Raw genomic sequence first — 11,765 nt, 5'->3', positions numbered from 1 at the left:
CGTTAACTATGGCTACAACGGTAAAGGCCAGGTCACCAGCATCACGCTGAACCCGGTGCTAGCCAACGGTACCGGCACGGGCACCGAAAACATTGTTTTGCTGAACAATATCACCTACGCACCGTTTGGCGGCACCACCGGCTGGACATGGGGCAATAGCGTTTCAGCAAACGAGTACGCGCATGTGCGCAGCTACGATCTCGATGGCCGGATCAGCAGCTATACCTTGGGAAGCCCTTCGGCGAACGGCATTGTACGCACGCTCAATTACGATGCTGCCAGCCGTATCAAGGGATACACCCATACCGGCACAGGAACGGCGCCCAGCCCTGCCAGCCTGAACCAGACCTTTGGGTACGACGAGTTGAATCGCCTGACCAGCTACAACGGCAACGGCACCAGCCAGACCTACGCCTACGATGCCAGCGGTAACCGCATCAAGGCTGGGTTCGGAGCGAACAGCTATACGAACACCATCGACCCGCTCAGCAACAAGCTGAGTGCGACCACCGGCCCGGGGCCGGCCAAGGCAAATCTCTATAACGGCGCGGGTGATCTGATGACGGATGGCACGCACGTCGTCACTTATAGCGGCCGGGGCCGCCCGTACAGGAACCAGAATGGTGCCGTCACCACCCACCAGCTGTTCAACGGCCTGGATCAGCGTGTATTTCAGACTTACGGTGGTGGTATATTCGTCTATGACGAACAAGGACAGTTGGTAGGTGAGTACAGCTATCTCAACGGCAAGGTAACGCGCGATACGGTGTACCTGGGCAACCTTCCGGTGGCTGTGCTGACGCAGACAGTGACGGGTACGGCACCCGCCCAAAACACGGCGATTAACGTGTTCCATATTCATCCCGATCATCTGGGAACTCCCCGGATGATTACGCGCACGCTCGACAACAAGATTGTCTGGCGCTGGGACAATGGTGATCCGTTCGGGCTGACACCGCCGACCGAATCTTTCAGCGGATCAGGCACCTTTACGTTCAATTTGCGGATGCCTGGCCAGTACTACGACCGGAGTACGAATTTGTTTCACAACTATCATCGGGATTACGATCCGCAGACTGGACGTTATATCCAGTCGGACCCCATTGGGCTGGGTGGTGGCGTCAATACCTATGCCTATGTCGAAGGAAACCCGTTGTTCTATTCTGATCCCTACGGTCTCAATTCTTCGCAAACCTTCAACTGGGGGCCTGGATACGAATCAAGAATCTACAAGGACTACAAATTACTGGTAGGTGAAGAAACATACAAAAATAAAGATGGAAAAGCAGAATGTGTCGAACTCGTTAAGCAAACAGTAGGTGGTGGCCGATCAAGCCAAGAGTGGCGACAGGGACCAATTGTCGATAAGAATACCCCCCCTGGAACTGCCGTAGGCAACTTCAACAAAGCAGGGAAATTTGACACGAATGACACTGGACAGCACGGTGCATTGCTCTATACCGCAAAAGATAAGAATGGAGGAATAATTATTGTTGAGCAGTATAAAACTGTGCCAGATGATCAGATTCGGGCTCGCCATTTAATTCCTGTAAACGCTACCAATCCGACGCCTAGCAACAACGCCAAGGACTATAACGTCATACTTTTTCCAAAGAAGAAAAAATGAAAAATATTTCATTTATTATGATTAATGTTTTGTTTTTTTGTCGTATCGGGTTGGCGCAAACGTGTCCGGCCAACATAACAACGAGTCCAGAGCTTAGTGCCTTATTGCCTGATTGGATAATTTTATCAAAAACGCAAACACATGATTTGACAGGATTGGATATCATTACTGGCCAACTTGGTCCAAACAGTAGTGGTTTTGAACAAACTCTACTGCCCATGAATAAGGATGACGTCGCGTTTTGGAAGTTGTCAGATATGGAAAATGGTAAAGTTTGGATGCGTTGCCATTACCGCAATACATCGTTGAAAATTGCCAAGCGCTTAAACACTAATATTGTCGAATGTTTTCAACGGAATGAACGAAATGCCCCAGACCCTAAAAAGCAAAAAATTATTGCGATGTGTGTTGACTCTACCCACAAAAATACTTACTGACTATTTTCGGAAGTAAAAGGGCTGGAGTTGGCGCAGAGCGTATACGTAGGATCAATAGAGCTTCTGCTAAGTAGTCTGCCTATTTTTGCTGTCAAAGTCGAATTGGCAATGCAGCAGGAGTTGAGCGATGAAACATCTGGAGCTCTCCGAGGACGAGCGGCGCACGCTGCGTGAGATGGGAATGATCTTGCCCCGCATGAGCAATCACGACGACACATGACTGACCATTTCAATGAAAGTAAATTCAATGATTAAATCTGCTCTTCTTGCCTGGATTCTGACATTCTCCTGTGCTGCTCAGGCGTGCACATGTGCGTTTGCGCCACTTGATACAGAGTCGGCGCGCAACGCGAAAGACGTATTTATCTTTCGCTTGACCCAAGCTAAGGTAAAGCTCAACAGTGACGATGAGCGCACTGGGACGGAAATAATAGGTCAGATAAAAACCATCGAGCGCCTGCGCGGAGCTAAAAAACTTCCTGAAAAGATCAAGTTTGCTACTGGCGCTTGCTGTGGGACGCGCCTCGATGTGGGTGAATATTTTGTAGCGTTTGTATCGGACGTTGGATCTCAATTCGTTGCGAATAGCGGCAACGTAATGGAAGTAGGAGGAAAATATAGATTGTCAGACACCCGTGAACGGATACTTGCTGTCCTGGATGGTAAAGAACGATTGGAAGACGTTTTTTCCAGGGCGGATCGAGATCGCACGGAGCAGTCCCCAGTACTGCCACCCTGCCCTAGGAAAGCGCTGATTAATTCTCCCAACCCGGCTCCGAGCCCTTCCCATACTGGGGCATGAACTTGTTCACGTGGGCGAGTATCGAAAACGAATGACATTATTCCCTTACGGTTGGAAACTGCTTGTAATGGGTACGAAAAAACAAATACGAAAAACCGGCCTATAAGATGACAGATCGAATTAAGGCGAAATTATCGACGAGTGGAGGTAGCCCATGCCCTTGCAAAGGATGGCAAAAAAAACTAAAACAGGATCAATAATTCTATTGGCCTTAACTCAACTAAATTGCACGTCCACTGCCTCAATCGAAGGGCATTGCGCAAGCGTTGGTTACAAATTTTTCCATGATATAACTCGGGCGGAACAGGAATTCGTAAAATTTTCTTTGGAAAAGAAGTATGATGTACTCATCTGCGCTAGTCAGGGTACACATCCACCTCGATTGGAATTTGCCTCATTATTCGCATCCGAGGGGGCGTATGGAGTAGCTCTATTGAAAAAGAAACTATCAAAGACTACAGATGATTTAACTGTTCGCGATATCAGCTATGCCCTGCACGAAATGCAACAGCTCGACACATATGACGTAGCTGTGGACAATGAGCTTATGGCGATACTGGAGCTGCGTATAAAGGAAATGAAAGATGAAGATTGGCGTGAGACGGCATTGCGTAATCTGAAGCGAATACGCGACAAAGAACGTAATCAAGCCTAATAACGGACAGTGGCTGACCCTTAGATAAAATAGACCATTCTAAAGTCTTTTTCTTGCCATATAAGAAAGATGTACGCGTGCCACCAATTCGTCCATCGGGCCAGGCATGAAAACTGACATAATGCCAGGCGCAACCCAGTCGGGCCGCCTTAGATATGCCGGCCTATCTGCGGATCAAAATCTCTATGAAAGTTTCTATCAAGCGGACTTGACGCGCATGCTTGCGCGCCGATCTCGACGAGAATTCCGTTACGATCGGCAATGCAATTAATTTTCCATCATCCGGGTACCACTCTGATTTTTCAAATTGAAGTTCAATAGCGCGAGTATGGCTTGCTCATGAAGTCGGCCATGTATATCAACATTAAAATGACCCAACGTGTAGCTGGATGAAAGCTGCAACAGAAGGAATGCGTAGTGATACCTACATATATAAACTTGATCCAGACAAATCTTTTGATGCTTATCGCTACGGACAACAAGCCAAACTTTTATCAGACTACTTTCCAGCTTTACAGGGAATGCCTGGAAGAATTGCGAACTTTTAAAATATTTCAAACGAAAAGAATTTTGGAAAGTGCAATAAATAAGATTTATAGCATATTGGAGGCGGCGATGGAAAAAGCTCCTCGAATTTTAATTTGTTTAATTATTGCATTTTCCGTTGCAGGCTTTTCATTCCAATTTGAAGTTTATGTCAATCACTTAAAAAACAACGAAATTTCCTTCAAATTTCTGCGAAAAAATCCGTTATTTGGAACCGAAAGCAGCGTTAAGCTCAATGATTTTTTTGTTGTGGAAAAGAAGAATGGTCAGTGGGATTACAAGAATCCGCTCTGGGCATTCACACTGGAGCCCGGGAGTGCTTTAGAAGTTAAACAGGTTAGCTATGGCATAACGCCAAGTGATTTTTCGGAGACAACAAAAGCGAAACCCTTGATTCCGGGAGCCTCGTATTTAGCACTTGCTTCTGGCCCAGGTTCAGGGGGCTCTAAAGAATTTACAATACAGGAACCCTAAATCCGGACACGGGATTATAAAACTCTACGCATACGCAAGGAAACGGGGTCAGGTTCGACAAACGGGCACGGGCTCATGCTTATCTGGATCATTCGTTTCCCAGCGCTTCTCTATTAAACAAAAAAGCCGTCCCCAACCCGCTGCTGCTTCGCGCGGGTTCCGGTGCGGCTTTTTTTTTAGCGGCTAAAGACATCCGCAATCATCCTGCTACGCGCTTCGATACAGGTTTCTGCGGATGCAATCCGGCTGGCTACAGCCGGTGAACAGGCCCACAGGGATCGACGGGCTGTCGCCCCATGTTCAGCAAACACTAGCCAATGTAATTAAACAGCGATAACCCCGACATGATCTTGAACGATTTCTGCGCCGCTTCAAGCGAAGTCTGCTGCTGCGCGAACTGCGACAGGGCTTTGACCATGTCCAGGTCCTGCAGGTTCGACATGGCGGTCTGGTACTGGATGTCGCGGTCCGAGCCGGCGCTGTCGAGGTAATCGAGTTCCTGCATGCGCGAGCCAAACGAGGCGCGCACCGACAGGATGTTGTCGAGCGAGGAGCCGAGGTTGGCATTGGCCACGCTCAGGCTGTTGGCCAGCTGGGCCTTGCCGCCGGCGCCGATGGTCGGCTGGCGCAGCGCCGCCACCAGATCGGTGATGGTGGTAAACACCGACTGGTTCACGCTCGGTTCGGTGGTAAAGCTGTCGCCATTGGCCGGTTCGCCCTTGACGTCGAGCGCCATGCCATCGAACGCGATCTGCTGCCCGGACTTGTACGGCTGCGGCGTGGCCACCGCCGGCGGGCGCGGAATCGATTCGTTGGTGGTGGTATCGGTCACCATGTAGGTCGTCACCGGCGGCGTGGTCGCCGTCACCGCGAAGGTCACGCTGTAATTGTGGCCGGTCAGGGCCGCCTTGTCGGTCACCGTGCCCGGCGAAATCAGGCCCGAACCGGTGTTGCCAGGCGCGGCGCGCGTCTGGAAGTCGCCGTTGCCGGTCATGTTGCGCTCAAAGATGACATTGCCGGTTTCGCTCACCGGCATCGTGCGCGACGAGCCGACCTGCAACTGGCGCTGGCCCTGGTCGCCGTTGTACTGGGCGCCGGCGGCGGTCTGGGTGAACGGCTGGGTGTTGGCGCGGTGGCCGGCAAACAGGTAGCCGCCCACACCATCTTCGGTGTTGGCCACGGCCAGCAAATCCTGCATGCGCGATTCGAGGTCGATCGCGATCGCTTCGCGGTCGGGCGGCGTCAGCGAGCCATTGCCGGCGTACACCGAGAGGCGCTGGATTTCCTGCATCAGCGTGGTGGCGCTGGTGAGCGCGCCTTCGACCTGTCCCAGCGAACTGTTGGCGTTCATGCGGTTGACCTTGAACTGTTCGTTGACCGAGGCCGACTGCGTCAGTTCGAGCACGCGCGCGGCCGCGACCGGATCGTCGGCGGCCGTCACGAGGCGGCGGTTGGTCGACAGCTGCATCTGGGTCTTGGCCAGCTGGCTCTGCAAACTGCCGAGCTGTCCGATGCCGTTGGCGTAGATGGTGTTTGTGCTGATGCGCATGCTGTTTCCCTCGACTGAACTGCTCAATTACATTGACATTGATTAACGACTGATCGACAGAACCGTATCGAACAAGGTACTGGCCATCTGCATCACCTTGCCGGCCGCCTGGTAGGCTTGCTGGTACTTGAGCAGGTTGGTCGCTTCTTCGTCCAGGTTCACGCCCGAGACATCCTGCTGGGCCGCCGTGACCTGCTTGAGCAGGGTATCGCCAGCCTGGCCGTTGACCTGCACTTCGCGCGTCTTGTTGCCGACAAAGCTGACCAGCTCGGCGTAGGCCGACTGGTAGGTGGCCTTGCCGCCATCCAGGATCGGTTTGGTCTGCAGGTTGCCCAGCAGGCGCGCGTTGCGGTTGTCGGCCGTGCCATTCGTATTCGGGCTGACCGTGAAGGTGTCGCCCGCGACCGGGGTGCCGGCAAACTTCAGGTTGACGCCGCCGAAGTTGTAGTTGGCGCCCGCCGTGAAGGGAATCGAGGGGGTGCCGGCCGGATAGGTGGTCGCCACGCCATTCGTGGTGACGGTCACGGCCTGAGTCGCAGGAAAACCCGACAGGCCGGCCGGAGTGCCGCCCACGGTCAGGTTGACCGGCGCCGTCAGCGCATTGCCGGGCGTCAGGTACGCCGCGTCGACATTGCCTTCGCTGATGGTAACCGTGCCCTTGTTGCTGAGCGGCAGGCTGGTGCTGATCGGGGCCGCCGCGGCAATCGCGTTGCGCTCGTTGACCATCATCGCAAAGTCCGAAGCGCCGTTGATGGTCGGACGCACCAGGAAGCTGTCGCCCGCCACCGCGCTGCCGGTGACGGTGAAGGCCACGCCATCGATGGTTTGCGGGCCGGTCTGCGGAAACGGGGTGACCGGGAACGGTTTGTTATCCGACAGGCGGGTCACCATGTAATTGGTGCCGTCGTAGCTGACCTTGTAGTCGCTCTGGGTCAGCGCGCTCGGGTCGACGATGGCGGCCTGCACATCGGTGGTGCTGCCGACCGCATTGTTGATATTGCGCCCCACCACGGGCACGCCGACCTTGAAGAAGTCGCCGCCCGGATTGCCGGCCCCATCGATGCCGAGGCGGTGCTGCGCGTTAAACGTTTGCGCCAGGGTGATGGCCACGCGGCCGAGCGAATTCTGGGTGCGGTCGAGGGTGCCGGAACGAAATTCCATCAGGCCACCCAGTTCGCCACCTGAGAGCGCACTGTCGGCCAGCACAGTGACTTTGCTGCCGGTCACCAGGCCGACCTGGACCCGGCTCAGATCGGTCGGCGAGGTGGTGGCCGCCAGCTGGAAGGCTTTGTTGCCCACCACCAGCGGCTGGCCGCTGCCGATCGAGACCGTCAGGCTATTGTTGTTGCCGCGCGTGACAGTGGTTTTGACTTCCTTGTTCAGGTCGGCGATGAGCTGGTCGCGCGCATCCATCAAGTCGTTCGGCTCGTTGCCGGTACCGGTGCTGAGCTGGGCGATCTTGTCGTTGAGCTGGCCGATTTGCTGGGCGTAGGAATTGATGACGCCGACCTTGGCCGTGATTTCACTGTTGACGCCCTGGCGGATCTCGGTCAGGCGGTCGTTGATGCCCTGGAAACGCGACACCAGCGATTCGCCGTTCGACAGCACCGCCTGGCGCGACGCGGCCGAGGACGGGTTCGAGGCCATGTCCTGCACGCCCTTGAAGAAATCCTGCAGCGCTGGCGAGAGGCCCGACGTGGTGTCGGACAACAGGTTGTCTACCTGGCTGATCTGGGCATAAAAGGCGTTGAACGAGCTGACCTGGGTCTGGGCGGAACGCACCTGGCCATTCAGGAAACTGTCCGAATAGCGCTTGATCTGCTCCACTTCGGTGCCGCTGCCCATGAAACCATAGCCATAGCCCTGGGCGATGCCGGTTGCCTGGACCACCGTCTGGCGGCTGTAGCCAGCCACATTGGCGTTGGCGATATTGTGTCCGGTCGTGGACAAACCCACTTGCGCTGCGAACAGACCGGTCTTGCCGATGTTGAGGAGATTTCCAGACATGATGTGGTTTCTTTCCTTGAATAACTCTATCTACGGCAGATTCTGGAGAAACTTGAGCCAGCCGGGCCAGGCCGAGCCGGGCCAGGCCCGGCCGCCCAGGCCCGGTCAGGCCAGATTGCGCTGGATAATCTTGGTCAGCTTGGCCGCGTACAGGGGATCGGTGGCGTAGCCGGCCTTTTGCAGGCCTTGGGCGAATCCGGCCGCATCCTGGGCATTGGCCAGCACTTTCTCGTAGCGCGGGTTATTCGTGATCAGCTTGGCGTAATCCTTGAAACTGTCGGCATACGAATCGTAGGCGCGGAATTTCTCGACCCGGGTCTGCGGCTTGCCGTTGACATACTCGGTCGTGACCGCCGTGGCAACCTTGCCAGTCCAGCCAGGGCCGGCCTTGATGCCGAACAGGTTGTGGCTGGTGCCGCCGTCGGCATTGCGGATCTCGCGCTTGCCCCAGCCCGATTCGAGCGCGGCCTGGCCCAGCATGAACTTGGCCGGAATGCCGGTGGCGCGCGAGGCTTCGTCGGCATGGGCGCCGAGTTTTTCCTGGAAGGCGCGCACGTGCGGCGACTGCGGCCGCCCGCTCGCGCTCACGCCCGGCACCGATGGCGTCGATGGCATCGATGGCGCCGCCGGCGTGAGCAGCGCGCCGGGGGACTTGACCATTTCGCCGGCATCGCGCCCCGGCGGCATGGCGATGCGCCTGGCGGGCTGGTCGCCGGCAATCGGAATCGGCTGGGCCGGCTGGGCCAGCACATCGCCGTTGATCGCCAGCGCCTGCGCATTGGCGGTCTGGGTAGTCAGCTGGCGGATCAGCACATCGGCCAGGCCGACCCCGCGCTTGGCCAGGTTTTGGCTCATCTGCTGGTCGAGCATGGTGGTGAAGGTCTTGGTTTGCTGGCTGTCGAGCATGCCTTCGCCCTGGGGCGTGGCGTCGCGCATGCTTTTCATCATCATGTTGATGAACATCGCCTCGAACTGGGTCGAGGCCGTTTTCAGCGCCTCCGGGGAGCCGGCCTTGGCCGACTGCTTGAGCCCGCCCAGGGCATTGGTGTCGAGGGCAAGCTTGCTACTCAGGTCGTTCGATGGGCCGATCATGATGGCGTCCTCAGATGATTTCGAGTTCGGCGCGCAGCGATCCGGCCGCTTTCAGCGCCTGCAGGATCGAGAGCAAGTCTTGCGGCGAGGCCCCGATGGCATTCATGGCCTTGACCACTTCGGCCAGCGACGCGCCGCCCTTGACCATGACCACCTTGCCCGGGTCTTTCTTGACTTCGACCTGGGTGTTCTGGGTGACCACGGTCTGGCCACCCGAGAACGGCCCCGGCTGGCTCACTTGCGGATCGGAACTGATCGTCACAGACAGGTTGCCGTGCGAAATCGCGCAAGTGTCCAGGGTCACGGTCTGGTTCATCACCACCGAGCCGGTACGGGCGTTCATGATGACCTTGGCGGCCAGCTTGGACGGGTTCACTTCCAGCCCTTCCAGGATGCCGATGAAGGCGACCCGCTGGTCGCTCGACGACGGCGAGCGCACGCGAATCACGCGCCCGTCGAGCGCGGTGGCGATATCCGGGCCGAAATGATTGTTGATCGCTTCGACCACCCGGGCCACGGTGGAAAAGTCGGTAGTGTTCAGTTCCAGTCGGATCTGGTTATTCTCGCCCAGGTTCGAGGCGACGGCGCGCTCGACCGTGGCACCGCCCGAAATCTTGCCCACCGACAGATGGTTGACCTGGACCTGCGCGCCGCCAGCCTGGGCGCCGACGCCGCCGACCAGCACATTGCCCTGCGCCATGGCGTACACCTGGTTATCGGCGCCTTGCAGCGGCGTCATGATCAGGGTGCCGCCGCGCAAGCTCTTGGCGTTACCGATGGACGAGACCGTGATATCGATGGTCTGGCCGGGCTGGGCAAACGCCGGCAGCGAGGCGGTGACCATGACCGCGGCCACGTTCTTGAGCTGCAGGCTGGTGCCGGGCGGCATGTTCACGCCCTTGGCCTGCAGCATCGAGACGATCGACTGCACCGTGAACGGGGTCTGGGTGGTCTGGTCGCCGCTGCCATCGAGGCCGACGACGATGCCGTAGCCGCTCAGCTGATTCTGGCGCACGCCGGCGATCGTGGTCAGGTCCTTCAGGCGTTCGGCCTGGACGGCCTGCGGCAGCAGGGTCAGCGACAAAGCCAGGGCAGCGGTTTTCAGGAATGCACGCATGAATATTCCGATCAGAATGGCAGCAGGGACTGGAAGAAACGCGACACCATCGCCGTCACTTCGGCGCGGTCGATCTGGCTGTTGGTGCGGTATTCGACGCGCGCATCGGCCACCTGGGTCGACGAGACGGTGTTGCCGGTGCCGATGTTGTCGGGGCTGATCATGCCGGAGAAGCGAATGAACTCGACGCCCTTGTTCATGGCAACCTGCTTCTCGCCGGCCACGATCAGGTTACCGTTCGGCAGCACTTCGGTGACGGTCACGCCAATGGTGCCGGTGAAGGTGTTGCTGGCGCTCTGGTTGTCCGAATCGGAAAACTTGTTGGCGCCCTCGACTCCGACGCTGGCCCCGAACACGCCCTTGATCACGCCGGGCGCGGCGAAGCTGGCCGAGCCGGACTTGTTGCCCGAGCTGGCGCCGGCTTTCACGGCCGAGGTTTTCTCGATGATGTTAATGGTCAGCATGTCGCCGATGTGGCGCGCGCGGCGGTCCTCGAACAGCGGACGGTACTGGGAACTCTGGTAGATGGCGCCGTTGGCGGGCGCGCTCTGCTCGGCCATGAGGGGACGCGCGCTGGTGGGCCGCTGCACGATCGAGCTTGGGGTGGCGGCGCAACCGGCCAGCGCCAGCAGGGAAACGATGAGGAAAGGCTTCATGAATAATCTCCTGGGGGCTTACAGCTGCGACAGTTTTTGCAGCATCTGGTCGGACGTGGTGATCGCCTTGCTGTTGATCTCGTAGGCGCGCTGGGTCTGGATCATGTTGACCATTTCCTCGACCACGTTCACGTTCGAGGTTTCCACGTAACCTTGCAGCAGCACGCCGGCGCCGTTGGTGCCCGGGGTATTGGTGTTGGCGTTGCCCGAGGCACCGGTTTCCACGTACAGGTTTTCGCCTTTCGATTCCAGCCCGGCCGGGTTGACGAAGGTGGTCAGTTGCAGGCTGCCGATCTGGGAGGGCGCGTTGGTGCCCGGCAGGGTCACCGAGACGGTGCCGTCGCGCCCGACGGTGAGCGACTGGGCATTGGCCGGCACCGTGATGGCCGGCTGGACCACGAAGCCGGACGAAGTGACCAGCTGGCCGTTGGAGTCGCTCTGGAAGGAGCCGTCGCGGGTGTAGGCGGCGGTACCGTCGGGCATGAGCACCGAAAAGAAGCCGGCGCCGTTGACCATCACGTCTTTCGAGTTGCCGGTCTGCTGGGGATTGCCCTGGGTATGGATGCGTTCGACCGCGACGGCGCGCACGCCGGTACCGATCTGCTGGCCCGAAGGCAGCTGGGTTTGTTGCGAGGATTGGGCGCCTGGCTGGCGGACATTCTGGTACAGCAAGTCTTCGAACACGGCGCGGCTGCGTTTGAAGCCGTTGGTGCTGACGTTGGCCAGGTTATTGGTGATGACGTCCAGGTTGGTCTGCTGCGCTTCCAGGCCGGTCTTGGCGATAAAAAGGGAACGAATCATGG

The 11,765-nt window shown here is 57.3% G+C and carries 11 protein-coding genes; 5 read left to right on the top strand and 6 right to left on the bottom strand.

Annotated elements, in window-relative coordinates:
• The 5 genes from RBA41_RS12765 to RBA41_RS12745 all read left to right on the top strand — a co-directional run.
• Positions 1 to 1,627, top strand: a 1,627-nt coding sequence (locus tag RBA41_RS12765; protein WP_306624277.1) for a BPSL0067 family protein, incomplete at its 5' end; no start/stop codon positions are given.
• Complete coding sequence (locus tag RBA41_RS12760; RefSeq protein ID WP_306624276.1) at positions 1,624 to 2,064, top strand: STY0301 family protein; 441 nt, start codon at positions 1,624 to 1,626, stop codon at positions 2,062 to 2,064. The genes RBA41_RS12765 and RBA41_RS12760, both read left to right, overlap by 4 nt.
• Positions 2,065 to 2,296: 232 nt before the next feature.
• Positions 2,297 to 2,866 (top strand): hypothetical protein, encoded by a 570-nt coding sequence (locus RBA41_RS12755; protein WP_306624275.1) that lies wholly within the window; start codon positions 2,297 to 2,299, stop codon positions 2,864 to 2,866.
• 154 nt (positions 2,867 to 3,020) lie between these two features.
• Positions 3,021 to 3,521: a hypothetical protein gene (locus RBA41_RS12750; protein ID WP_306624274.1), complete on the top strand. Its 501-nt coding sequence runs from the start codon at positions 3,021 to 3,023 to the stop codon at positions 3,519 to 3,521.
• Between the two features lie 417 nt (positions 3,522 to 3,938).
• Complete coding sequence (locus tag RBA41_RS12745) at positions 3,939 to 4,541, top strand: hypothetical protein (protein ID WP_306624272.1); 603 nt, start codon at positions 3,939 to 3,941, stop codon at positions 4,539 to 4,541.
• Between the two features lie 310 nt (positions 4,542 to 4,851).
• On the opposite strand, the gene flgL is transcribed toward RBA41_RS12745, so the two are convergent.
• From flgL to flgG, 6 genes are all read right to left on the bottom strand, one after another.
• On the bottom strand, positions 4,852 to 6,090 hold the full coding sequence (gene flgL / locus RBA41_RS12740) for a flagellar hook-associated protein FlgL (RefSeq protein ID WP_306624270.1): 1,239 nt from the start codon (positions 6,088 to 6,090) through the stop codon (positions 4,852 to 4,854).
• Positions 6,091 to 6,132: 42 nt separating this feature from the next.
• Positions 6,133 to 8,097: a flagellar hook-associated protein FlgK gene (gene flgK / locus RBA41_RS12735; RefSeq protein ID WP_306624269.1), complete on the bottom strand. Its 1,965-nt coding sequence runs from the start codon at positions 8,095 to 8,097 to the stop codon at positions 6,133 to 6,135.
• 105 nt (positions 8,098 to 8,202) lie between these two features.
• On the bottom strand, positions 8,203 to 9,189 hold the full coding sequence (flgJ, locus tag RBA41_RS12730) for a flagellar assembly peptidoglycan hydrolase FlgJ (protein ID WP_306624268.1): 987 nt from the start codon (positions 9,187 to 9,189) through the stop codon (positions 8,203 to 8,205).
• Between the two features lie 10 nt (positions 9,190 to 9,199).
• Positions 9,200 to 10,306, bottom strand: a complete 1,107-nt coding sequence (locus RBA41_RS12725) for a flagellar basal body P-ring protein FlgI (protein WP_306624267.1) — start codon at positions 10,304 to 10,306, stop codon at positions 9,200 to 9,202.
• Between the two features lie 11 nt (positions 10,307 to 10,317).
• A complete protein-coding gene (locus RBA41_RS12720; RefSeq protein WP_306624266.1) occupies positions 10,318 to 10,962 on the bottom strand; it encodes a flagellar basal body L-ring protein FlgH in 645 nt (214 codons plus the stop codon).
• An 18-nt stretch (positions 10,963 to 10,980) separates the two neighbouring features.
• Entirely contained in the window at positions 10,981 to 11,763 is a 783-nt protein-coding gene (gene flgG / locus RBA41_RS12715) for a flagellar basal-body rod protein FlgG (RefSeq protein ID WP_099875579.1), read from the bottom strand.
• Positions 11,764 to 11,765: the final 2 nt, after the last annotated feature.

This window comes from Massilia scottii (assembly GCF_030846495.1).
Lineage (GTDB): Bacteria > Pseudomonadota > Gammaproteobacteria > Burkholderiales > Burkholderiaceae_D > Telluria_A > Telluria_A violaceinigra.
Note: the sequence above shows the minus strand (reverse complement) of the source record. Positions and strands in the feature narration are given on the sequence as shown.